The following is a 23,439-nucleotide window of genomic DNA, read 5'->3' as shown; positions in this document are numbered from 1 at the left end:
CGTGTCAGGGTCAAGGAGACCCGGCATCACGCGGAGGCGTCGGCGTCGGGCTGGTAGTTCTCCGGCAAGCGCTCGAGAGGCTGCGTCTCGATCAGCGCGTGCTCCTGCGCGTTGCGGCGATCGGCGAGAGGAAGGGAGACGCGGAAGGTCGCGCCGCCGCCCGGAGTGTCTCGCACCTCGACCGTGCCGTGGAGCAGGTCGACGATGGATGCCACGATCGACAGACCGAGGCCCGAGCCGCCGGTTTCGCGCGTGCGCGAGGTGTCCGCGCGCCAGAATCGCTGGAAGATCTGCTCGCGGATCTGCTCTGGCACGCCCTCGCCATGATCGATGATCTCGATCCACCCCATGTCGGTGTCTGCGTCGACGCCGACGCGCAGGCCGATGGGGGAGTCGTCAGCGGTGAAGCGACGAGCATTGCCGAGGAGGTTCGCCACGACCTGACGGACGCGGTTCTCGTCGCCGAGGACGATCGGAGCCAGGCTCGGGACGCGGCGAGTCGGAGCCTCAGCCGCCTTAGCGGCCACATCGCCGTCCGCAGGTCCGGAGTCGGCGGTTGCGTCTCTGCGTCGACGCAACCGCGAGAGCGTGGCGCCCGCGATCGCCATCGCCGAGGTGGTCGGAGCGACCCTGCGGCGGTTCGTTTCCGCGCTACCGTCCGCTGGCAGTTCGGGATCGATGGTCATCACAGGGAGCACGATCGCCGCGCGGCCGGTCGTGTCGTCGACGGTCACCTCTCGCTGCGGGGACGTCACGCGGAGGTCGAGCGCGGCATCCCGGGCGATGGGACGGAGATCGAGGGTCGTGATCGCCACATCGCGCCGCTCGTCGAGACGGGCGAGGGCGAGGAGGTCTTCGACGAGAGCGCCCATGCGGATGGCCTCCTTCTCGATCCGCTCCATCGCCTGAGCAACGTCCTCGTCGGAGTGGATGGCCCCCATCCGGTACAGCTCGGCGTATCCGCGCATCGTCACGAGCGGGGTGCGCAGCTCGTGGCTCGCGTCACCGATGAACCGGCGCATCTGCCGCACCGTGGCATCCCGCTGATTCAGGGCGCCGTCGATGCGCCCGAGCATCGCATTGATGGCCGCCTTGAGCCTGCCCACCTCGGTATCGGGGACGATGTCCGTCAGGCGCTGGCTGAAGTCACCGGCGGCGATGTCCATCGCGGTGGTCTCGACCTGCCCGAGGCTGCGGAACGTGAGGGTGACGAGGGCGCGGGTCAGCAGCGCGCTGGCGATGAGGATCAACAGGGCGACGAAACCGTAGATGCCGATGTACGCCGCCACGATCCGGTCGGTCGGTGCCAGCGGCTGGACGACCATCTGCGTGTAGAGGCTGTTGTTGCCCGGTACCTGCAGCAGCCCCACGCGCGCGAGGAAATGCTGCCCCGACACCGGGTCCTCGAGGTCGATGCGTCGGTCGACTTGACCATAGGTCTGTTCGACCGAGAAGGTCTCGGGGAGCTGCGGCACCGTCTTCATGGCCGTGCCGTTGTAGAACGCCACGCGCTGACCGTCGGGGCCGTACACCACGACCATGGACCCGATTTGGGGCGCGTTGTCGACCTGCGTGAAGGTGAGCTGACCGTCGTTGTCGTCCGTGACGAAGATGCTGTTGGCGATGTTGCCCGCCGCCTGCTGCCCGAGCTGCTCGTCCAGATTGTTGATGAGGGTTGTGCGAAGGAACACCAGGGTACCGATGCCCGCGGCGACGAGGCCGACCGCCAGCAGGGTCACGGTGACGCCGGTGACCTTCGTGCGAAGGCTCAGCCGGCGCCACCAGTGCGTCAGTGCATCGTCGGAATTCTCCAGGATCGCTCTCCGCTCAGGCGGTCTTGCCGGACTTCAGCATGTAGCCGAATCCGCGCTTGGTCTGGATGAGCGGCTCCGAGGAGTGCGGGTCGATCTTGCGACGGAGGTACGAGATGTAGCTCTCGACGATGCCGGCGTCGCCGTTGAAGTCGTACTCCCAGACGTGGTCGAGGATCTGTGCCTTCGACAGCACGCGGTTCGGGTTGAGCATCAGATAGCGAAGGAGCTTGAATTCGGTCGGGCTCAGGTCGATCGAAACGTCGCCGACGCTGACATCGTGCGTGTCCTGGTCCATCGTGAGCTCACCGGTGCGGATGACCGACTCCTCATCCGCCTGCATCGTGCGGCGGAGGATCGCCTGGATGCGGGCGACGATCTCGTCGAGGCTGAAGGGCTTCGTGACGTAGTCGTCGCCGCCGGCGTTCAGGCCGGTGATCTTGTCCTCGGTCTCGTCCTTCGCGGTGAGGAACAGGATCGGGGCGGTGTACCCGGCGCCGCGGAGGCGCTTGGTGACGCTGAACCCGTTCATGTCGGGAAGCATCACGTCGAGCACGATGAGGTCGGGTTCTTCCTCGAGAACCGCTGAGATGGTCTGCGCGCCGTTGGCGACGGCCCGGACCTGGAATCCGGCGAAACGCAAGCTCGTAATGAGCAGGTCGCGGATGTTGGGTTCGTCGTCGACGACGAGGATGCGCGGTGCTGTCATGCGCCCATTATCGTGACTTCACTCAAGGAAGCGCTGGATATCGCGAGAAACGCCGAGCGCTGGTAGGGCTCAGGCCGCCGCGGCACCGATCCCCTCGGCATCCAGAATCGTGTAGGCGTAGCCCTGCTCGGCCAGGAAACGCTGACGGTTCTGCGCGAAATCCTGGTCGACGGTGTCGCGCGCGATGAGCGTGTAGAAGCTCGCCGTGTGCCCCGACTGCTTCGGTCGGAGCAGGCGGCCCAGACGCTGCGCCTCCTCCTGGCGCGAACCGAAAGACCCCGACACCTGCACGGCGACGGAGGCCTCGGGCAGGTCGACGGAGAAGTTCGCGACCTTGGAGACCACGAGCAGCGAGATCGTGCCCTCGCGGAACGCCTGGAACAGCTCCTCGCGCTCGGTGACCGGCGTGGCGCCGGTGATCTTCGGGGCGTGCAGAGCCTCGGCGAGCTCATCGATCTGATCGAGATACTGACCGATCACGAGGACGCGCTCGCCCGGATGCCGATCGACGAGGCGCTTGACGACGTCGATCTTCGCCGGGGCCGTCGCGGCCAGGCGGTAGCGGTCTTCGTCGGCTGCGGCGGCGTACTCGAGGCGCTCGTCGGCAGGCAGGTCGATGCGGACCTCGTAGCAGGCGGCGGGCGAGATGAAGCCCTGTGCCTCGATCTCCTTCCACGGCGCGTCGAACCGCTTGGGGCCGATGAGGCTGAACACGTCGCCCTCACGTCCGTCCTCGCGCACGAGGGTCGCGGTCAGGCCCAGGCGGCGGCGAGCCTGCAGATCGGCGGTGAGCTTGAACACCGGTGCCGGGAGCAGGTGCACCTCGTCGTAGAGCACGAGACCCCAGTCCAACGCGTCGAGGAGGGCCAGGTGAGCGTACTTGCCTCCCCGCTTGGCGGTGAGGATCTGGTACGTCGCGATCGTGACCGGCTTGATCTCCTTGGACTGGCCCGAGTACTCGCCGATCTCCTCCGGAGTTAGGCTCGTGCGGCGCAGCAGTTCATCGCGCCACTGGCGGGCGCTGACGGTGTTGGTCACGAGGATGAGCGTGGTCGTGCGGGTCTCGGCCATCGCCCCTGCCCCGACGAGGGTCTTGCCCGCCCCGCACGGAAGCACGACGACACCGGAGCCGCCCTCGGAGAAGGACTCCACCGCCTGTCGCTGGTAGGGCCGGAGCTGCCAGCCGTCCTCGTCGAGGTCGATCGGGTGCGGCGTACCGGGCGTATAGCCGGCGAGATCTTCCGCGGGCCAGCCGATCTTCAGCAGCTCCTGCTTGATGTGGCCGCGCGCCCAGGCATCGACGGTGTAGCTGTCGGGGGTGGGGTGGCCGATGAGCAGCGGCGAGATGCGCTTGTTGCGCGAGACCTCGCCGAGCACCGCCGGGTCGGTGGAGCGCAGGACGAGGGCGCCCTCGTCATCCCGCTCGATGACCAGTCGGCCGTACCTCCCGACGGTCTCGCGGATGTCGGTGCTCACCGACGCCGGGACCGGGAAGCGCGACCACTTGTCGAGCGTCTGCAGCATCGCGTCCGCGTCATGTCCGGCCGCGCGGGCGTTCCACAGGCCGAGCCGAGTGATGCGGTAGGTGTGGATGTGCTCCGGAGCCCGTTCCAGCTCGGCGAACACCGCGAGCTCGTGCCTCGCGGTTTCCGCCTCGGGATGCGCTACCTCGAGGAGCACCGTGCGGTCGCTCTGAACGATAAGGGGGCCGTCAGCCATAGCGTTCGAGTCTACCGGTGCGCCGGGGAGGCGTCGTCGCTGGTCTCAGACGGCGGGGGTGATCGAGACGATGTGGGACAGCGGCAGGGTCCGCTCCACGTCGGCGGCGCGGTCGCGTCCGCGCAGACGTCCACCGCCGAGCCCGGTCGCTTCGAGCCGGAACACTCGCGACGATCCGTCGGGCAGACGCACGGTCACGTCGACGACCGCGCGGGCGCGGACCGCCTGATCGAGCTCGCGCTCGAGCCACGCGGCATCCGAGTCCTCTCCGCCCGCGCGCAGACGCGCAATGAGGGGAGCGTAGACATCCGTCGGATCGTCCGGGCTCTCGGCCACGGCCAGCTTCGCCCGCTCCACCGCGCGCGGACGGCCCTCGTCGTCGACCGCCACAGCCGGGTAGCGGGCGTCGCTGAGCGCCCAGAAGACCACATCGGCCGCGACGTGCGTGATGAGTTCGGCTCCCGAGCGGGTGAGAGCGACCGATCGCAGCGACGTGTCGACTTCCATGGCCCGCAGCAGCGTCTCGTCATCCGTGCGGACCGTCGTGAGACCGGATGCCGAGTCAGCGGCGACGCGGACGCGTCCATGCTCCGCCGCGGTGCGCTCGATGACGTACGCGAGCGGCTGGGGAAGGCCGGTGAGTGAGATGCCCGTGAGGAAGTCGCGCAAACTGTCGGCCGTCTCGCCGGCCGTGATCGCCGCGCCGATCGTCGCGGCGCTGAAGCGGTAGCTCGACGCCTGCGCGCGGGACTCGCGCACCGCCATCCCGCGCAGACGCACGTCGAGGTGCGGCGCGAGCGGGCCCGGAGCGATGGCGGTCAGGTCGTTCTGCAGGTAGACGCGATCGACCTCGGGCGGCAGCAGGGCACGGAGAGCGGAGGCATCCACGTCGCCGCCCTCGGCCAGACCCCGACCCCAGACGGGCACGGCGCCCCGCGCGTCGAGCAGCCCCCATGCCCGCAGCCGGTGAGCCCATCGCGCCGCGCGCTCTTCGCCGGCGGGGTCGAACGGGGTGGCTCCCGCCCACGCCGCCTGCGGCATCCACGCGCCCGACGGCGTGCGGTATGCCGCGGGGAGTGCGTCACGCAGCGCCCGAGCGGTGCTGGCCCACCTCTCGAGAGTGGGGAGGCGCAGCCAGGAACGGCCGGCGGGCGTGACGAGCCATGCGCGCCCGTTCGAGCCCAGCAGACCCGTCCGTGCGGCCATCCCGACCAGGAGATCCGCCTCCTCCGCCGAGCGTGCGGCGCCCGAATCCACGAGACGGCGGCGCTCGCTGGCGCCCAGCGAACCCGACCCGATGCGACCCAGGGGGGACTCCAGGGTGAGGAGCAGGACGTCGGCGAGAGCGGCAGCGTGGGTGAACGCCGATTCGGCAGCCGCGGCGTCGTCGGCCGCGTCGACACGAGGCTCGACCCCGGCCTGGGGGAGACCGTCGGGCGCGATCTCGGCGAGGGCCGCGGCGACCGCGGCATACACGCGGCCGTTGGCGTCGACGAGAGCCATGTCCTGGAGCGGTGGCCGAACGGCATCCGGAACGAGGGCGCCATCGATCGCCGCGACCAGGGCCTCGGCCTCCCGGCGATTCACGAGAGGCAGCGCCCGGCCGATCGACGAGGAGTCGAGGAGCGCGTCCGCCGCATCGAACATGTCACGCCACGTCGCGGATGCCGACACATGACGCGCGGCGAACAGGTGAGCGAGGGCCTCGTCTCGGAGAGCGCTCAACGAGACCGCCAGTGCGCGTTGATCGGAGGTCTCGGGCACGTCAGCGTCCCCTGTTGGCGCGTGCCCTTCGCACGAAGCTCATGATGAGCACGGCCATCATCATGAGGAAGGCGACCGGAAGCGCATTGAGGGGCAGCACCACGATGGTGGGCCAGATGCCCTCGCCGAAGTCGGTCACGCCGGCGGGCCGGGCGAGGATGACGACGAAGAAGCACACGATCGACACGATTCCCAGCCCGAGCGACATGAACGCCAGGATGCGGTCGATGCGACGGATCGGGACATCGCCGTCGGGGGTGCGCGTGCTCATCGTCGTCAGCCTAGCGCCTGGCGGCCGTGCCGTAGGCTGGGGGGCCGGGATCCGATCGGGTTCCGAGTTCCGCCGCGCGATCGCGCACACACTCAGCGAGGTGTCCATGCCCACCGGCAAGGTCAGGTTCTACGACGAAGAGAAGGGCTTCGGCTTCATCACCACCGATGACGGCCAGGACGTGTTCCTGCACGCCACCGCCCTACCCGCCGGGACCGCCGCGCCCAAGGCCGGCACGCGACTGGAGTTCGGTGTGGCCGATGGCAAGCGCGGTCTGCAGGCCCTGTCGGTGCGCGTGCTCGAGGCTCCCGTCAGCATGTCCAAGCGTTCCCGCAAGCCCGCTGATGACATGGCGATCATCGTCGAAGACCTCGTCAAGCTCCTCGACGGAATCGGCGGTGACCTGCGTCGCGGGCGCTACCCCAGCGGCGCACACGCGAACAAGATCGCTGCGGTCCTGCGTAAGGTCGCCGATGACTTCGAAGCCTGAGCCCGTCGCCGACGAGCGGCTGCTCCACGCGCACGACCTCGCGCTCGCTGCGTTGCGCGAGATCACCCCGGCCGACACCATCGGACCGGCGGTCGGTCATGTCGTGGAAGACGATGACGTCGTGTCGCTCTGGTTCCACACCCGCCTCGCCGGATACCCGGGCTGGCACTGGACCGTGACCCTCGCCGTCGTCGAGGGTGCCGAGCCGACCGTTCTCGAGACCGAGCTGCTTCCCGGCGAAGGTGCACTGCTCGCACCCGACTGGGTGCCCTGGGCGCAACGCCTCGCCGAGTACCAGGCCGCTCAGGCTGCGGCGGCCGCCGCGGGCGATGAGTCGGACGAGGACGATCTGGACGAGGACGTCCTCGACGACGATGACCTCGACGACGAGGATGCCGAAGACGAGTCCGACGACGATGAGGACGACGAGCCGAAGGCCCGGTTGCACGCCGGAGACCTCGACGGCGTCGACATCGACGAGCTGGACGAGTCCGCCGAGGGCTCGGACGATGACGATGTCGAGGGGGACGACTCCGATGACGATGTCGAGGGCGACGACTCGGGTGACGAGGCCGACGACGAGGCCGCGGGCGACGACGAGTTCGATGACGACGACGAGCACGAGCGGAGCTACTGAGTCGACGCGTCGTCAGCGGCATCCTGCGCACGACCCCCGAAACGGCAGAAGCCGCCCCGCGCGAGCGGGGCGGCTTCTCGTCAGATGAGGGTCAGGCCTGGGGGAGGCGCTCGATCGTGTAGTCGATCGCTCCGATGAGACGGCGGACGTCGTCGGGCTCGATCGAGACGAAGGTCGCGATGCGCAGCTGATTGCGACCGAGCTTCCGGTACGGCTCGGTGTCGACGATCCCGTTCGCGCGAAGGCTCTTGGCAATGGCGGCGGCGTCGATCGACTCGTCGAAGTCGATCGTCACGACGACGGGGGAGCGGTCGGCGGGATCTGCCACGAACGGGGTCGCGACCTCGCTCGCCTCGGCCCAGTCGTAGAGAGCCGAGGACGACTCCGCCGTGCGGGCACCGGCCCAGGACAGGCCCCCGTTGTCGAGGATCCAGCCCAGCTGCTCATCCAGGAGCAGGAGAGTCGCCAGTGCCGGGGTGTTCAACGTCTGCTGCAGCCGGGAGTTGTCGACCGCGTTCTTCAAGCTGAGGAACTCCGGGATGTAACGACCGGATGCCGCGATCCGCTCGATCCGCTCGATCGCGGCGGGCGAGACGGCGGCGTACCAGAGTCCGCCGTCGGAGCCCAGGTTCTTCTGCGGAGCGAAGTAGTAGACATCGGCCTCGGCGACGTCGAAGTCGATCCCGCCCGCGGCGCTGGTCGCGTCGATGACGGTCAGCGCCCCGGCGTCGCCGTGCACGCGGGTGACGGGAGCGGCGACACCCGTCGAGGTCTCGTTGTGCGGCCACGCGTAGACGTCGACGCCCTCGACAGCTTCGAATGCCGCGCGGGTGCCGGGCTCGGCACGGCGCACGTCGGGCGCCTGCAGCCACGGCGCGGCCGCCGCGGCGGCGAACTTGCCGCCGAACTCGCCGGAGACGAGGTTCTGGCTGCGGTTCTCGATGAGACCGAAGGCCGCGGCATCCCAGAAGGCCGTCGAACCGCCGTTGCCGAGGATGATCTCGTAGCCCTCGGGCAGGCGGAACAGCTCGGCGAACCGCTCCCGCGTGCTGGCGACGAGGTTCTTCACCGGTGCCTGGCGGTGCGAGGTTCCGAGGATGGTGGCGCCACGGGTGACGAGTGCTTCGAGCTGCGCACCGCGCACCTTCGAAGGGCCGCATCCGAAGCGGCCGTCGGCGGGCAGGAGGTCGGTGGGAAGGTCCACATGCGGCATGCGTCGATTCTAGGGCGGGGGTCAGGCGAGACCGGCGCGTGTGTCGTATGGGGTCGGTAGGCTGAGAAGACCGCCACGACGCCCGAGGATTGCTGAATGACCGATCTCATCGACACCACCGAGATGTACCTGCGCACCATCCTCGAGCTGGAGGAAGAGAACATCGTCCCCCTGCGTGCCCGCATCTCGGAACGTCTCGGTCACTCGGGGCCGACCGTCTCGCAGACGGTCGGCCGCATGGAGCGCGACGGACTCGTCGTCGTCTCGGAAGACCGCCGACTCGAGCTCACCGACGACGGACGACAGAAGGCCGTCGACGTCATGCGCAAGCATCGCCTGGCCGAGCGCTTGCTCAGCGATGTGATCGGTCTCGACTGGGCGTATGTCCACGACGAGGCCTGCCGCTGGGAGCACGTCATGAGCGAGCAGGTCGAGCGCCGCCTCGTCGAACTGCTCGGGCACCCCACCGAGTCGCCCTACGGCAACCCGATTCCCGGGCTGGATCAGCTCGGCGACGTCGCCAGCATGACGTTCGAACAAGGCGTCGTGGGACTGGTGCGGAGGCTGACGGATGCCGGTGGGCCGATCTCGGGTACCGTTCGACGTCTCGCCGAGCCGGCGCAGGTCGATCCCGAGCTTCTTCAGCAGTTGAAGGCCGCCGGTGTCATGCCCGGTGCCCGCGGCGGCTTCCGCTTCAACGAGGGCTACGTCCTCGTAGAGATGGACGGGGTCGACGACGGACTCGAACTGCCCGTCGAAGTCGCGTCGCACATCTTCCTCGTCGACGAGGCCTGACCTCCACCGTCCGGCGGGTCGTCGCATCCCGGCCATCTCCTGTACACCCCGTCGCCTGGCGTGACAGTTTCGTTATCTTCGGGTAGCCTCTGAAGGTCCACAGGCGAGAAGCCCGCCGTCGGACCCCTCGCGGTTTGCCTCATCGGCTCGTCGTCCGCAGAGGGTGAAGCCCGCACATCGTGCCCCCAAATCGAGTGCTGACGAGCCAGCGTACGAACGCAGAGGCGCCGGAGGAAATTTGGCTGAACACACCGATCCCGTTGAGGACCTGCCCGAGGTCCGCGTAGCGGGTCAGACTCGAAAGAGCGCGCGCGCTGCGGTCACCCGACCCGCCCGCCGCCCCCAGCGAACCCCCGTGGTCGCCTCGCCGACGGTCGCCCGACCCGCTCCGGCGCCCCGCTCCGGCTCGTCCTTCCGGCGGGGAGGGAAGCCTCTGCGCAGCGCGGTCATCCTGTCGATGGTCGCCGGCCTCGTCGCGACGGTGGCCATCCCCGCGTACGCCGCTTCTCTGCCCGCGGCCGAGACGATGACGCTGCAAGAGATGTCGGCTCCCGACAACCAGTCGCTCGTCGTCGCGTCGAACGCGAACGCCGAGACTCTCGATCGCAGCAGCTACTCGGCCACCACGGCCGAAGAGATCCAGAAGAAGAAGGATCAGGAAGCCGCCGCCGCGGCTGCCGCCGAACGTGCGCGCCAGCTGGCCGCCAGCGCGAACGTCGCCGTCTCCTCGATCAACCTCAACATGACCGCGCCCGGCTCGGGCGAGGTGCGTTGGCCGCTCACGAACTACATCCTGGGCCGCGGTCTGTGGGACTCCGGCTACCACCAGGGCGTCGACCTGCTCGCGCCCCAGGGGCAGCCCATCTTCGCCGCCGCCGGCGGTGTGGTGAGCGTGTCGTCCGAGAGCTACGGCGGTTACGGCGTCGGCATCGTCATCGAGCACGTCATCAACGGCCAGAAGGTCTCCACGACCTACGGCCACATGACCTATGGCAGCCGTCAGGTTCAGGCGGGTCAGACCGTCGCCGCGGGACAGCTCATCGGACTCGTCGGTTCAACGGGCAGCTCGACCGCGAACCACTTGCACTTCGAGGTGCACATCAACGGTTCCGTGGTCGACCCCTACGCCTGGCTGCAGCAGAACGCGGGCTGATCACACCCCTCAGACGGCGTGTCGGAGACCATCGTTCTCCGACACGCCGTCTGTCGTTTCCCTGTGCAGCGGACCCCGGGCGTGTCGCCGTGGGTTAGCCTGTTCGCGACGTCGGGAGAACCGAAGGGAAAGCTGATGGACACCATGCCTCGCATCCGCACCATGGATGCGCTCGGGCTGCTCGTTCTTCGGCATCGTGTGAGCGGATGCCGCGGGTTCACCGCGACTTCTGAGGCGCTGTCTGCATAGACGGCGCCTTTTTTCATACCCCTGCAGCTCTCTTTCCGTCACGAGTCGAACATCCGAGAAGCCGTCTCGGCCATTCGAGAGGAAACGGAATGCGCACACTGGTGCTGAACGCCGGCTACGAGCCGCTCGCCGTGGTGTCGTTCAAGCGAGCCCTCGTGCTCGTGATGAACGAGAAGGCCACCGTCGTCGAACGCGTGGACGGTGATCCTGTCTGGGCAGCGGCGGGCACGTACGATCGTCCCGCGGTGATCATCCTGACCCGTTACGTGCGCGTTCCCGGCGCGCGTCGCGTGCCGGTGACCCGTCGGGGGGTGCTGCGTCGCGACGCGCACCGCTGCGGCTACTGCGGGAAGGCCGCTTCCACGATCGACCACGTGCTGCCCCGGTCACGCGGGGGCAAGGACACGTGGGAGAACCTGGTCGCGTGCTGCTTGCGCTGCAACAACGTCAAGGGCGACCGGACGCCCCAGGAGATGATGTGGGAGTTGCGGCTGGTCCCGGCTCCTCCGCACGGATCCTCGTGGACGGTTCGCGGAGTCGACAAGTCCGACCCGCGCTGGGAGCCGTACCTGGCGCTCGCGGCGTAACGCCCGGTCGCCCGGGGCCGGTGGTGCGCGGCATCCCGGTCGGTGTGTGATGGGGGCATGACTCGTGCTCTCCTCGTGATCGACATGCAGCGTGGTTTCGACGACCTCGACTTCTGGGGCCCGACCGCCAACCCGGACTGCGAGGCGAACGTGGCGGCGCTCGTCGACCGGTGGAGATCCGATGACGAGCCCGTGGTCGTCGTGCGGCACGACTCCCGGTCGGAGGGATCGCCGCTGCATCCCTCGTCGTCGGGCAACGCCCTCGTCGACGCCGTCGCGGTGGTCGAGCCGGCGCTCCTCCTCACGAAGAACGTCAACTCGGCCTTCTACGGTGACCCCGACCTGCATGCGTGGCTGGGGGAGCATGGCATCCGGGAACTGGTTATCTGCGGTATTCAGACGAACATGTGCGTAGAGACCACGGCACGGATGGCGGGCAACCTCGGATACGACGTGACTGTCGTCCTGGATGCCACTCGCACCTTCGATCTGTCGGCCGAGATCGCGGGTCTGGGAACTGTCACACGCACGGCGGCCGAGCTGATGACCTCGACCGCGCTCGTGCTGCAGCAGGGAGGTTTCGCCCGCGTCGTGCGGACCGCTGACATGATCTGAGCCGCCCGTAGCGATGTCGGAGGGTGATCGTATCTTCGAAACACAGGGATTGAGAGTGTAGAACACATGTTCTAACCTGTGGGAGTGAGGGCGATCGTGCGAGACCAGGCGGAGGCCGTTCCCGATATCCACGCGCTCCGCGATCGCCTCGAGCGGATGCAGGGGCGTCGCATGGACGCGCCGGTGCTGCCGACGCATCCAGCCTTCACGTCGCTGCTTCCCGGAGGCGGTCTCCGTTCCGGATCGGCGTACGCGATCGCTCGCTCGATGTCTCTGCTGCTGGCGCTCATGGCACGTCCTTCGCAGGACGGGGCATGGTGCGGTGTCATCGGCATGCCCGAGCTGGGTGCCGAGGCCGCCGAGAAGTACGGTCTCGATCTGGACCGTCTGGTCTTCATCCCTGATCCCGGCCCGCGATGGCTGGCGGTAACGGCCACGATCGCCGAGGTCCTCCCCGTCGTGGCTGTTCGCCCGCCGGTGGGAGCGAACACCGCGCGCGGGGGTGCCGAAGCCACTCGGCTCGCGGCGCGGCTGCGCGACCGCGGCACCGTGCTGCTGGTGCAGGGGGCCTGGCCGCAGGCGGAGGCGGTGATCGACGTCGCAGACCCCCGGTGGGCGGGGCTCGGGCAGGGGCACGGTTATCTCGCCGGCCGTGAGCTCACGGTGTCGGTCAGCAGTAAACGCACCCCCACGGCGCGTCGCGCTCGCATGCTGCTCCCCGCGGCCGACGGATCGATCGAACTGCTCGGTGCCCCCACCGAGAGGCTCGTCCCGCGTGAGCAGACGGAATATCGAAGGGTGGCGGGATGATGCGCGAGCCCACCCGCAGCCTCGTCCTCTGGCTCCCCGACTGGCCGGTGTCGGCGTATCGCCGCGAAGCGGCTCGGCCACCGCGAGACGACGCGCCCTTGGCGGTGTTCGAGAACAACATGGTCGTGGCGTGTTCGGCGGCGGCGCGCGCCCAGGGGGTGCGGAGAGGGCAACGGCGTCGTGATGCGCAGGCGCTGTGTCCGTCCGTGATCGTCGTCACGGCCGACCACGTCCGTGACGCGCGAGTCTTCGCCCCGGTCGTGGCCCTGGTGGAAGAGCACGCCCCGGGGGTGCAGATCGTGCGTCCCGGGCTCTGCGCGCTTCGCGCCCGTGGGCCCGCGCGTTACTACGGGGGCGAAGCAGAAGCGGCGCGCATGCTCGTGCGGCTTCTCGTGGCGGAAGGTTTCACCGATGTCCGCGCGAGCGTCGCCGACGGCGTGTTCACCGCCGAGCACGCCGCCCGTGTCACCCGCGCGGATGATCCCGTGCGCGTGGTGCCAGGCGGACAGGCTTCCACCTTCCTCGCGCCGCTGCCGGTGACCACTCTCGACGACGGGGATCTGGCGAGTCTGTTGGCCCGTCTCGGGGTGCACACGCTGGGAGAGTTCGCCGCGATGCCCGTCGAGCGCGTCCGCGAGCGCTTCGCCGAGCGGGGGGCGCGACTCCATGCTCTCGCCTCCGGGCGTGATTCCCAGCCGGTGCAGCCTCGCACACCGCCGCCCGAACTCCGCCGCGAGGTCGCCTTCGAGCCGCCGCTCGAGCTCGCCGACCAGATCGCCTTCGGCATTCGCGTGGCCGCCGAAGAGTTCATCGCCCGGCTGGGAGCGCAGAACCTGGTGTGCACCGAGTTGCGTGTGGTGCTCTCGGGCGAACGGGGGGAGCGCAGCGAGCGCGTGTGGCTGCATCCGGGCTCGTTCGACGCCGGCGCCGTGGTCGACCGTGTGCGGTGGCAACTCGCCGAAGACGGTCGCGGCATTTTCGGCAGCGGCGTGGCCGAGGTCTCCATCGAGCCGGAAGCGGTGGACGATGCGTCGCACCACGCCAAGGGTCTCTTCGGCGCCGGGCCCGACGAGAAAGTGCATCATGCCCTCTCCCGGGTGCAGGCCATGCTCGGCCATCGCGCCGTCGTCACCCCGGTCGTGGGAGGCGGACGTTGGCTCGCCGAGCGCCAGGTGTCGGTTCCGTGGGGAGACCGCGCGGTCACGGCGAAAGACCGTACCCGTCCCTGGCCGGGGAGCCTCCCCGACCCCCTGCCGGCGACGGTGTACCCCGAGCCCCGGCTGGTCGAGGTCACCGACATCGCGGGAGCCTCGGTGACCGTGGGGGAGCGCGATGTGCTGAGCGCGCCACCGGCGATCCTCGACGCCGGTGGACGGCGGGTGCGGATCCGTGAGTGGGCGGGGCCCTGGCCGATCAGCGAACGCGGATGGGATCCGTTGCGGCGCCGGCGCGCCCACCGCTTCCAGGTGGTCGACGCCGACGGCGGTGCGTGGCTGCTCGTCGTCGAAGAGGGGGAATGGCGGGCGGAGGGACGCTATGACTGAACGTCCTCGTGCCCAGGCCGCGAGCGCCCGGCAGACGGGGGAGCGCTGATGGGCTTCCACAACCCGCCCGTGAAGTGGTCGGAGCTCGAACGAGCCCTGAGCGATACGCGACGTCCGGTCTCCGCACCCGCGAACGGTGACGGGGGCGACAGCCCGGCGTGGTCGCACAAGCGCGGGCCGTACGTCCCTCCCACGATCGAGCGCCCCGTCGATGCGGTCCCGTACGCCGAACTGCACGCGCACTCGTCCTACTCCTTCCTCGACGGGGCGTCTTCGCCAGAAGAACTCGTGGAGGAGGCCGAGAGGCTCGGTCTTCACGCGCTCGCTCTCACCGATCACGACGGGTTCTACGGCATCGTCCGGTTCGCCGAGGCCGCGGAGGCACGCACCGTGCGCACCGTCTTCGGTGCCGAGCTCTCGCTCGGGCTCCCGGGACCGCAGAACGGTCAGCCCGACCCCGCGGGCTCCCATCTGCTCGTCCTGGCGCGAGGAGAAGAGGGATACCACCGTCTCGCCGCGGCGATCACCCACGCCCAGCTCTCCGGTGGTGAGAAGGGGCGGCCGGTCTACGACCTCCCCGACCTCGCCGATCGTGCCGGCGGTCCGGCCGATCCGCAGTGGGCGGTGCTCACCGGATGCCGGAAGGGGATGGTTCGTCAGGCGCTGGCATCCGAGGGTCCCGTGGGGGCCGCGCGCGCGCTCGACCGCCTGGTCGATCTGTTCGGATCCGAGTCCGTGCAGGTCGAGTTGATCGATCACGGCAGTCCTCTCGATTCGGTGCACAACGACCTGCTCGCCGCTCTCGCTGCGGAGCGCGGACTCCCCGTGCTCGCCACGAACAACGTGCACTACGCGGCACCGCAGAAGGAGCTGCTGGCCGCTGCCGTCGCCGCCGTGCGCGCCAATCGCAGTCTCGACGAACTCGATGGATGGCTGCCCGCGCACGCCGGCGCCCACTTGCGCTCCGGTGCCGAGATGGCGGCGCGGTTCGCCCGGTATCCGGGGGCGGTCGCGCACACCGTTTCGCTCGCCGACGAGCTCGCCTTCCCGTTGCGCCGCGCGAAGCCCGCGCTTCCGAAGCAGACCGTCCCCGAGGGGCACACCCCGATGTCATGGCTGCGGCACCTGGTGTGGGAGGCCGTGCCCCGCAAGTATCCGAACCTGTCCGCCGCTGACCGCGATCGCATCGAGCGCGAACTCGCGGTCATCGAGATGAAGGACTTCCCTGGCTACTTCCTCATCGTCTACGGCATCGTCGCCGAGGCCCGGCGGCGCGGCATCCTGTGCCAGGGGCGGGGATCGGCAGCGAACAGCGCCGTCTGCTACTTGCTCGACATCACGGCGGTCGACTCGATCTTCTACCAATTGCCGTTCGAACGATTCCTGTCGAGCCTCCGCGACGAAGAGCCCGATATCGACGTCGACTTCGACTCCGACCGCCGCGAAGAGATCATCCAATGGGTTTACGAGACCTATGGCCGCGACCGCGCGGCGCAGGTGGCGAACGTCATCCAGTACCGGCCCAAGAACGCCGTGCGCGACATGGCCCGGGCCTTGGGGCACTCGCCCGGCCAGCAGGACGCCTGGTCGAAGCAGGTCGAACGGTGGGGCGCGACGCTCGAGTCCGGCGCCGATCACGACATCCCCGACGAGGTCATCGAGTTCGCGTCCGAACTGTTGAAGGCGCCGCGGCATCTCGGCATCCACTCCGGCGGCATGGTGCTCACGGACCGCCCCGTCGGAGAAGTCGTGCCGATCGAGCATGCGCGCATGGAGAACCGCACGGTGATCCAGTGGGACAAGGATGACGCCGCCTGGATGGGACTGGTGAAGTTCGATCTGCTGGGGCTCGGCATGCTCGCGGCGTTGCAGTACTGCTTCGACCTGATCCGGGATGCCACAGGCGAGCGGTGGGAGCTGTCGACGCTGCCCAAGGAAGAGAAGGCGGTCTACGACATGCTCTGCCGCGCCGACTCGATCGGTGTGTTCCAGGTGGAGTCGCGCGCCCAGATGGGACTGTTGCCACGCCTGCAGCCCCGTCGCTTCTATGACCTGGTGGTGCAGATCGCCCTGATCCGGCCCGGGCCCATCCAGGGTGGGGCGGTGCATCCGTTCGTGCGACGCAAGCTCGGGCAGGAGCCGATCACGTATGTGCACGAACGACTCCGCCCGGTGCTCGAGCGCACGATGGGTGTTCCTGTCTTCCAGGAGCAGCTCATGCAGATGGCCGTCGCGGTGGGCAATTGCTCCGCCGAAGACGCCGACCTGTTGCGTCGGGCGATGGGGTCGAAGCGTGGGCTCGAACGCATCGATTCGCTCCGCGAGAAGCTCTACGCGGGCATGGCAGAGAACAACCTGGTCGGTGCGGTGGCCGACGAGCTGTACGCCAAGATCCAGGCGTTCGCGAACTTCGGTTTCGCCGAGTCGCACTCGTTGTCGTTCGCGCTGCTGGTCTACGCCAGCTCGTGGATCAAGCTGCACTATCCCGCGGCGTTCCTCGCGGGGCTGTTGCGTGCGCAACCGATGGGGTTCTACTCGCCCGCGACTCTCACCGCCGACGCGCGCCGCCACGGGGTGCGGGTACGACGCCCCGATCTGCTGCGCTCGGGTGTCGAGGCGGGACTCGAGCCCCTCGATGACGAGAGCGGGGCGACGGATGCCGGCCACCGACGTCCCGCGACCGGACTCGACGCGTGCGCGTGCGCCGACCAGCCGCCGACAGGAGACTTCGACCGTTCGGCCCCCGATGAGTCCGAAGCGCACCGCCGCGACGGAGCGTTCGCGGTGCGCATGGGGCTGGCCGGAGTGACGGGCATCGGCGTCAAGGTCGCCGAGCGCATCGTGGCGGAGCGTGAGCGCGGCGGTGCATACCGCGACCTCCGTGATCTCGTGCGCCGAACCGGACTGGTGACCGCGCAGCTCGAAGCTCTCGCGACGGCGGGGGCGTTCGAGTGCCTCGGACACGCGCGACGGGAGGCGATCTGGCTGTCGGGTTCGGCGGCGCTGGATCGGCCGGAGTTCCTGCCTGACACCGTGGCGTTCGTGCAGCCTCCGCTGTTCACCGACCCGTCGAGCTACGAGGTGCTCGCCGCTGACCTCTGGGCGACGGGGCTCTCCACCGACGACCATCCGCTCACCCATTTCCGCTCGGCCCTCGATGCGCGCGGCGTGCTGACGTCGCGGGAATTGCGCACGGCCGAGACGGACCGGCGGGTCGAGGTGGCGGGACTCGTCACGCATCGGCAGCGGCCGGCGACGGCATCGGGGATCACGTTCCTCAACCTCGAGGACGAGCACGGGCTGATGAACATCGTGTGCTCGGTGGGGGTGTGGAACCGGTATCGACGGATCGTGCGGGAGTCGCCCGCGCTCATCGTGCGCGGGATGCTCGAGAGGTCGGTCGAGGGGGTCACGAACGTGGTCGCCGATGGGTTCACCGACCTGCGCGTCGGGGTCTCGCACGCCTCCCGGGACTTCCGGTGATCGCGGGGGCCGTCATTAGACTCAGGGGACACGCATGCCAAGGCGACGCACCACAGGGGGAACGACATGACCGACACGCCCACTCCGCCCGAAGGCTGGTACCCCGACCCCGCGGGCAGCGGCGGACTTCGCCGATGGGACGGCGCCGCGTGGACCGACGACGTCCGCCCGCCCGCCCCCGAAGCACCGGCCGCACCGACCGCCGACTCCCCGCAGAGCCCCGCGCAAGAGCCCGTCGCTCCGCCCGTGCCCCCGGTGGCTCCGGCGTCGCCCGCGGCTGACGCCGCCGCGCCGGCGAGCTCCGCGACCTACCCCGGCGCCCCCACGTCCTCCGGCGCGCCCGCCTATCCCGGCGCCCCCACGTCCTCCGGCGCGCCCGCCTATCCCGGCGCCCCCACGTCCTCCGGCGCGCCCGCCTACCCCGGCGCCCCCACGTCCTCCGGCGCGCCCGCCTATCCCGGCGCCCCCACGTCCTCCGGCGCGCCCGCCTACCCCGGCGCCCCCACGTCCTCCGGCGCGCCCGCCTATCCCGGCGCCCCCACGTCCTCCGGCGCCCCCGCCTACCCCGGCTCCGGCGCGCCCGCCTACCCCGGCGCGCCCGCCTACCCCGGCGCGACGGCGGTGTCCTCGACGAGTTCCCCCGTCCGCCGCGACATCCCGACGAACACCGTCTGGATCTGGCTCGTCGTCGCGTTGCCGCTGCTGTCCGTCCTGGTGCTCTTCCTCTTCGACTGGACGACGTTCGTCCAGGAGTCGATCTACGCCTCGGCCTTCCCCGAGCAGGCGCCCTATGCCGCTTCGTCGTCTCTCGCGGTGTCGGCCGGGGCATCGGTGTTCAGCTTCGTCGTCGCCGCCCTCACGGTGCTGTTCTCGTTCCTCGACTGGCGTCAGCTGCGCGCCCGTGGCATCGAGAAGCCGTTCCACTGGGCCTTCAGCTTCTTCGTGTTCGTGATCTCCAGCGGCGGCGTGTACATCATCGGCCGCGCGGTGGTCCTCCGCCGGCAGACGGGCAAGGGACTCGGTCCGGTGTGGGGGTGGATCGCGGTGACCGTCGTGACGATCGTCGCCGTCTCGATCTGGATCGTGGTCCTTTTGAACGCCATGCTCCCGCTGATCGAGCAGCTCCAGTACTACAGCGGGTACTGAGCTCTCTCCGGGACGTCAGCGCGATCGCGCCGCGAGCACCGCGTCCAGCAGCGCGTGGGCGGTGTCGTCCTTCGAGCCGGATGCCGACGCCAGGACATCGCCGCGACGCCCGATGATCGTGAGGGCATTCTCGGTGCACTCGAAACCGCGGGTCCACCCGACGGCGTTCGCGGCGAGGAGGTCCACGCCCTTGCGCGCGGTTTTGGCGCGGGCCCGTTCGATGAGCTCGTCCTCGCTGGCGACGGTCTCGGCGGCGAACGCCACGATCGTCTGCCCCGGGCGCCGGGCGGCGACGAGCCCGGCGACGATGTCCCGGTTCTCGACGAGCTCGAGCGTGAGTCTCTCGGGGGAGTCCTGTTTGCGGAGCTTGTGCTCCGACACGGCGGCGACGGAGTAGTCGGCGACCGCCGCGGCCATGATGATGACATCGGCCTCGGGGGCGGAGGCATCCATCGCCCGTCCGAGTTCGTCGGCGGTGCCCACCGAGATCACCTCGAGGCGCGGATCCGGCCGGACATCGGCGTCGAGGTGAGCCGCGACCAGAGTCACGGTCGCGCCGCGATCGGCGGCCGCGCGCGCGATGGCGACGCCCTGTCGTCCGCTCGAACGGTTGCCGACGAAGCGCACGGGGTCGATCGGTTCGCGTGTGCCGCCGGCGCTCACGAGTATCGACACCCCGGCGAGGTCTCGCGGCCGTTCCACCAGGGCAAGGGCCACGGCGGCGATCTCCTCGGGCTCGGACATGCGCCCCGGGCCACTGTCGCCACCGGTGAGTGCGCCATCGGCCGGGCCGACGACGTGCACGCCTCGGGCGCGGAGAACTTCCATGTTGTGCGCGGTGGCGGGATGACGCCACATCTCGGTGTGCATCGCGGGGGCGACCACGACCGGGGCGGTCGTCGCCAGCAGCGTCGTACCGAGCAGGTCGGAGGCGAGTCCGGCCGTCATCGAGGCGAGCGTGTTGGCGGTGGCCGGAGCCACGATGACGAGGTCCGCGGATTGGCCGAGCGACACGTGTCGCACGCGCGCCACGTCGTCGTGCACCGACGTGGTCACGGGATTGCGGCTGATCGCCTCCCACGTCGGCAACCCCACGAACCGCAGCGCGTCGTCGGTGGGGATGACGTGCACGTCGTGTCCCGCTTTCACCAGCAGCCGGACGAGTCCGACGGTCTTGTAGGCGGCGATGCCCCCGGTCACTCCCACGACGACGAACATGGCCCCAGTCTTCCAGGTGGATGCCATCGGTCGGCGCGCCGACCTCGGCCAGTGTCGTGCTGCCCCCGTCACGGCATCCATCGTCCGCGCACCCGCCCCGCTCGAATTCGATCCCGGTAGCGTGGGGGGAATGTGCACCGTGGTCATCGACGTCCCCACCGGCAGCGGTCAGCCCGTGCGGGTCCTGGCCGTCCGGGACGAGGACCGACACCGCCCGTGGCGCGGATTCGGTCCGTGGTGGCCCGAGCAGCCCGGGGTGAGCGGCGTGCGCGATGATCGCGCGGGCGGCGCCTGGCTCGCGGTCGACGCGAACGCACGGCGTCTGGCCGTTCTGTTGAACCGAGAGGACGTGTCCGATCGCTCCGACGAGGAGGTCGTCAGTCGTGGTGGCATCTCCCTGCAGTCCGTCGCCGGGACGCTCCCTCAGACACCGCCGACCCGCGGATTCAACCTCGTGGAGGTGGATGCCGATGGCGCCACCGTCGTGGAATGGGACGGGATCGTCGCCCGCCGCACGCGCCTCGCGCCCGGCACGCACATGATCGCCCACCACAGCCCGGACGATCCTTCCACTCCCCGGGTCGGGCGCTGGCTGCAGGACTTCCGTCGGGTCGGAATCGCGGAGGGCGAGGACTGGTGGGAGCCGTGGTTGGGGATCGTCGCGGCATCCACCGCCGACCCGTCCGCCTCGATCCTTCGCCGCGACGCGCACGACGAAGTCGTTCTGGAATCACTGCTGGTGTGTGCCGCGACGGTGGGCGCCGAGGGCGTCGATGTCCGCGAGGCCGTGCTGTCCGAGCCGGGGGAGTGGGACGACGCGCTTGCCGACCAACTGCGCGCAGGCACCCCGGCGCGCTCGCAGTAGGCTTAAACGCAGTCCCGCCTCCGTAGCTCAGGGGATAGAGCGCCGCACTCCTAACGCGGGCGTCGCAGGTTCGAATCCTGTCGGGGGCACCACGGTCCGGGCTCGCCCCTCTGCCACACTGAGGTCGTGAGCAGCTCCGCGCCCTCCCGCCGCCGCACCGTCCTGTGGACGGTCGCCTGCGTCGTCGTCTTCGCCGCGCTCTACGCCACCGTCGTCGGCCTGTACGCGGGCAGCGGCGACATCGTGACCAGCGGTGAGGGGGAGACGTCCGGCGACACGGTCGCGCTGTCGCTGACGCCCGAGAAGATGGATGCCACCACCAACCGCTTCGCCGTGTCGATCGTGCCGACGCAGGGCGAGGACGGCACGGTGACGAACGGGTTGGTCGCGTGGCGTCCTTTCGGTGTGCTCGTCTCGGCCGTGGCGGGTTCGAAGGCGACGGAGTATGCCGCGGACGACCTGATCTCGCCCATCGAGACCTCGCTCGTGATGGACGGCCAGATCGAGAACTGGCCATTCGACCGCTATTCGGTGCGGTCGATCATGATGGCGGTCGAGGAGGATGCCAGCGGCGAATCGGTTCCGCTGCCGACGACCGTTCAGCCGTCGAAACGCGGCATCCCGGGGTGGGACATCTCCGTGGCGGAGACCCCGTTGGGCGACGGTGTGCTCGCGGTCGACATCACCCTCACGCGATCAGGATCCACGGTCGTCTTCGGTATCGTGCTGCTCTCGCTCATGGTGATCATCCCGGTGCTGGTCGTCACCGTCGCCGTCATCGTGCTGCGCGGGGGACGCAAGGTGGAGGTCACCGTTCTGGGATGGATGGGCGCGATGCTCTTCGCGACGATCCCGCTTCGCAACTTCCTGCCTGGCTCCCCGCCGATCGGGTCGTGGATCGATTACCTCATCGTGCTGTGGGTGCTGGCCGCCCTCGTCGCCGGGCTCGTCCTCTTCGTCGTCGCCTGGATCAGGCGCGGTCCGGCCTGAGCGGACACAACGATGCCCCGGCACGCGGCCGGGGCATCGTCGAATCGCATCAGGCCTGGGCGGTGACGGCGAACTGCACCGATCCCTGCCCGTCGATCTGCGCGTCGAGCACGCGGTCGTCGAGCACCTGCGCGGCGTCTTCGTCGAGGAAGACGCGGGCGCCGGAGTTCTCCACGACGGCGTCCTGCGGCTCGGGGCCGTCGACGACCGACAGCCGGAACTGCGAGTCGGGGGAGCCGGCGCCCTCGATGCGCACACCGCCCTGGGCGGCATCCGGCAGTTGGGCGGCGATGGTCTTGACGGCGGTGGTGGCCTCTTCGGTGAGCGTCAGCATGGGTGACTCTCCTTCTGTGTCGACGTCAGGGGCCAGCCACGATTCCGAGAATGCGCGCGAGTCTCAACCTCAGCGCGCCATTGCCAGGGGATTCTCACGGACCGTTCAGGACGGCCTCACGGGGCTCAGGGCAGGAGGCCCACCCGCCGCGCACGGGCGACCGCGGCGTGTCGGGTCGAGGCATCCAGTTTCGACATCGCCGACGCGAGATAAGACTTCACTGTCGTCTCTCGAAGGTTCAGGGATGCCGCGATCTCGCCGTTGGTGGAGCCGACCGCCGCGCACGCCAGCACGTCGATTTCGCGTCGCGACAGGTGGATGCCGGCTGCCTCGGCATCGGCCGTCGCATCACCGGAGAGCGAGGCGAGGCGGGACTCGAGCTCTTCCAGACGGCGGCGAACGTCGTCGTCACCCACGGTGGCGGCGATGCTGCGCAGTTGCGCGTAGCTCTGACGGATCTCTTCCCTCGCCCCGGCGCTCAAGCCATCGCCGCCCGGGCTGGCCGCGGCCAGCCGCCGGTCGACCTCGTCGCGGACCCGTAGCTCGGTACCGAGCTCGCTGGCGATGTCGAACGCCGGTCGCGCTTCGCGTTCCCCGAGGGGAGCCTGCGCCCACGACCCGCAATAGAGCACCCCGCGGGCGTTCCCCCGGACCAGCACGGGCACGGCGAACAGGGTCGCGATGCCCTCGCCGAGGATGGCGCGGTCGTAGTCGTGCGTGATCGTCCGGGCGGTGCGGTAGTCGAGGGCGAGGCGCGGGCGCCGCTCGACGAGCGCCCGACCGCCCAGTCCACGATCGGCATGGACGACGAGACCTTCGATGCTGCGCGTGTGCGCCCCGACGATCGTCGAGACATGAATCGCGCCGTCGTGTTCGAGGCCGCCGAAAGCGACGGGGAAGTGGGTCCGACGCGCGAGTTCGGCCACGGCGTGCGACACGAGTGTCGCGTCGTCGCGCAGTGCGGCCGGTGTTCCCACGAACTACCTACTTCCGGGGGTGACGGCTGCGTCGCCGCCTTTCGTAGCGTCGACCCTAC

The 23,439-nt window shown here is 69.5% G+C and carries 21 protein-coding genes and 1 tRNA gene; 13 read left to right on the top strand and 9 right to left on the bottom strand.

Annotation, left to right across the window (positions count from 1 at the left end; all coding sequences use genetic code 11):
• Nucleotides 1-26: 26 nt before the first annotated feature.
• The 5 genes from AC3WLZ_RS11420 to AC3WLZ_RS11400 all read right to left on the bottom strand — a co-directional run bounded on the left by AC3WLZ_RS11420 (nucleotide 27) and on the right by AC3WLZ_RS11400 (nucleotide 6,274).
• The gene (locus AC3WLZ_RS11420) at nucleotides 27-1,739 is read right to left on the bottom strand and encodes a sensor histidine kinase (protein ID WP_412925052.1); all 1,713 of its coding nucleotides are present in this window, start codon (nucleotides 1,737-1,739) and stop codon (nucleotides 27-29) included.
• 88 nt (nucleotides 1,740-1,827) lie between these two features.
• Nucleotides 1,828-2,520 (bottom strand): response regulator transcription factor, encoded by a 693-nt coding sequence (locus tag AC3WLZ_RS11415; protein WP_128216810.1) that lies wholly within the window; start codon nucleotides 2,518-2,520, stop codon nucleotides 1,828-1,830.
• A gap of 69 nt (nucleotides 2,521-2,589) precedes the next feature.
• Nucleotides 2,590-4,239 (bottom strand): DNA repair helicase XPB, encoded by a 1,650-nt coding sequence (locus AC3WLZ_RS11410; RefSeq protein WP_412925051.1) that lies wholly within the window; start codon nucleotides 4,237-4,239, stop codon nucleotides 2,590-2,592.
• A gap of 45 nt (nucleotides 4,240-4,284) precedes the next feature.
• Entirely contained in the window at nucleotides 4,285-6,003 is a 1,719-nt protein-coding gene (locus tag AC3WLZ_RS11405; RefSeq protein WP_412925050.1) for a helicase-associated domain-containing protein, read from the bottom strand.
• A 1-nt stretch (nucleotide 6,004) separates the two neighbouring features.
• Nucleotides 6,005-6,274 (bottom strand): multidrug ABC transporter ATPase, encoded by a 270-nt coding sequence (locus AC3WLZ_RS11400; protein WP_492470091.1) that lies wholly within the window; start codon nucleotides 6,272-6,274, stop codon nucleotides 6,005-6,007.
• Nucleotides 6,275-6,380: 106 nt separating this feature from the next.
• On the opposite strand from AC3WLZ_RS11400, the gene AC3WLZ_RS11395 reads away from it, so the two are divergent.
• Both AC3WLZ_RS11395 and AC3WLZ_RS11390 read left to right on the top strand, forming a co-directional pair.
• Nucleotides 6,381-6,764 carry a cold-shock protein gene (locus AC3WLZ_RS11395; RefSeq protein WP_412926153.1) on the top strand — a complete coding sequence of 128 codons (384 nt, stop codon included), beginning with the start codon at nucleotides 6,381-6,383 and terminating at the stop codon, nucleotides 6,762-6,764.
• Nucleotides 6,748-7,401, top strand: coding sequence for a DUF3027 domain-containing protein (locus AC3WLZ_RS11390; protein WP_492470090.1), 654 nt, complete (start codon nucleotides 6,748-6,750; stop codon nucleotides 7,399-7,401). The genes AC3WLZ_RS11395 and AC3WLZ_RS11390 overlap by 17 nt, the downstream gene beginning before the upstream one ends.
• 91 nt (nucleotides 7,402-7,492) lie before the next feature.
• Here AC3WLZ_RS11390 and serC read toward each other — a convergent pair whose 3' ends face one another.
• On the bottom strand, nucleotides 7,493-8,614 hold the full coding sequence (serC, locus tag AC3WLZ_RS11385; protein WP_492470089.1) for a phosphoserine transaminase: 1,122 nt from the start codon (nucleotides 8,612-8,614) through the stop codon (nucleotides 7,493-7,495).
• Between the two features lie 96 nt (nucleotides 8,615-8,710).
• Here serC and AC3WLZ_RS11380 point away from each other — a divergent pair, with 96 nt between their 5' ends.
• From AC3WLZ_RS11380 to AC3WLZ_RS11345, 8 genes are all read left to right on the top strand, one after another.
• The gene (locus AC3WLZ_RS11380; RefSeq protein WP_412925046.1) at nucleotides 8,711-9,409 is read left to right on the top strand and encodes an iron-dependent transcriptional repressor DtxR; all 699 of its coding nucleotides are present in this window, start codon (nucleotides 8,711-8,713) and stop codon (nucleotides 9,407-9,409) included.
• Between the two features lie 355 nt (nucleotides 9,410-9,764).
• Nucleotides 9,765-10,562, top strand: coding sequence for a M23 family metallopeptidase (locus AC3WLZ_RS11375; RefSeq protein ID WP_492470088.1), 798 nt, complete (start codon nucleotides 9,765-9,767; stop codon nucleotides 10,560-10,562).
• 338 nt (nucleotides 10,563-10,900) lie between these two features.
• A complete protein-coding gene (locus AC3WLZ_RS11370) occupies nucleotides 10,901-11,398 on the top strand; it encodes an HNH endonuclease (protein WP_412925044.1) in 498 nt (165 codons plus the stop codon).
• Nucleotides 11,399-11,455: 57 nt separating this feature from the next.
• On the top strand, nucleotides 11,456-12,013 hold the full coding sequence (locus AC3WLZ_RS11365; protein ID WP_492470087.1) for a cysteine hydrolase family protein: 558 nt from the start codon (nucleotides 11,456-11,458) through the stop codon (nucleotides 12,011-12,013).
• Between the two features lie 84 nt (nucleotides 12,014-12,097).
• Nucleotides 12,098-12,823: a DnaE2-dependent mutagenesis accessory factor ImuA' gene (imuA', locus tag AC3WLZ_RS11360; protein WP_492470086.1), complete on the top strand. Its 726-nt coding sequence runs from the start codon at nucleotides 12,098-12,100 to the stop codon at nucleotides 12,821-12,823.
• Complete coding sequence (locus AC3WLZ_RS11355; RefSeq protein ID WP_492470977.1) at nucleotides 12,823-14,367, top strand: DNA polymerase Y family protein; 1,545 nt, start codon at nucleotides 12,823-12,825, stop codon at nucleotides 14,365-14,367. The genes imuA' and AC3WLZ_RS11355 overlap by 1 nt, the downstream gene beginning before the upstream one ends.
• Nucleotides 14,368-14,415: 48 nt before the next feature.
• Entirely contained in the window at nucleotides 14,416-17,850 is a 3,435-nt protein-coding gene (locus tag AC3WLZ_RS11350; protein WP_492470085.1) for an error-prone DNA polymerase, read from the top strand.
• Between the two features lie 66 nt (nucleotides 17,851-17,916).
• Nucleotides 17,917-18,996, top strand: a complete 1,080-nt coding sequence (locus tag AC3WLZ_RS11345; protein WP_492470084.1) for a DUF2510 domain-containing protein — start codon at nucleotides 17,917-17,919, stop codon at nucleotides 18,994-18,996.
• Between the two features lie 15 nt (nucleotides 18,997-19,011).
• Here the strand turns inward: AC3WLZ_RS11345 and coaBC are convergent, their stop codons facing one another.
• Nucleotides 19,012-20,214 (bottom strand): bifunctional phosphopantothenoylcysteine decarboxylase/phosphopantothenate--cysteine ligase CoaBC, encoded by a 1,203-nt coding sequence (coaBC, locus tag AC3WLZ_RS11340; protein WP_492470083.1) that lies wholly within the window; start codon nucleotides 20,212-20,214, stop codon nucleotides 19,012-19,014.
• Between coaBC and AC3WLZ_RS11335 the strand changes: the two genes are divergently transcribed.
• From AC3WLZ_RS11335 to AC3WLZ_RS11325, 3 genes are all read left to right on the top strand, one after another.
• Entirely contained in the window at nucleotides 20,213-21,079 is an 867-nt protein-coding gene (locus AC3WLZ_RS11335) for an NRDE family protein (protein WP_492470082.1), read from the top strand. The genes coaBC and AC3WLZ_RS11335 overlap by 2 nt on opposite strands.
• A gap of 16 nt (nucleotides 21,080-21,095) precedes the next feature.
• Nucleotides 21,096-21,171, top strand: a tRNA-Arg gene (locus tag AC3WLZ_RS11330).
• A 34-nt stretch (nucleotides 21,172-21,205) separates the two neighbouring features.
• Nucleotides 21,206-22,069 carry a DUF8686 domain-containing protein gene (locus AC3WLZ_RS11325; protein WP_412925037.1) on the top strand — a complete coding sequence of 288 codons (864 nt, stop codon included), beginning with the start codon at nucleotides 21,206-21,208 and terminating at the stop codon, nucleotides 22,067-22,069.
• Between the two features lie 49 nt (nucleotides 22,070-22,118).
• On the opposite strand, the gene AC3WLZ_RS11320 is transcribed toward AC3WLZ_RS11325, so the two are convergent.
• On the bottom strand, nucleotides 22,119-22,403 hold the full coding sequence (locus AC3WLZ_RS11320; RefSeq protein WP_412925036.1) for a Fe-S cluster assembly protein HesB: 285 nt from the start codon (nucleotides 22,401-22,403) through the stop codon (nucleotides 22,119-22,121).
• A gap of 125 nt (nucleotides 22,404-22,528) precedes the next feature.
• Nucleotides 22,529-23,380: a helix-turn-helix transcriptional regulator gene (locus tag AC3WLZ_RS11315; RefSeq protein WP_492470081.1), complete on the bottom strand. Its 852-nt coding sequence runs from the start codon at nucleotides 23,378-23,380 to the stop codon at nucleotides 22,529-22,531.
• Nucleotides 23,381-23,439: the final 59 nt, after the last annotated feature.

It is taken from the genome of Microbacterium sp. FW305-3-2-15-F-LB2, from assembly GCF_058787255.1.
The sequence above is the reverse complement of the archived record's forward strand: the minus strand, read 5'-3'. Positions and strand labels throughout refer to the sequence as shown.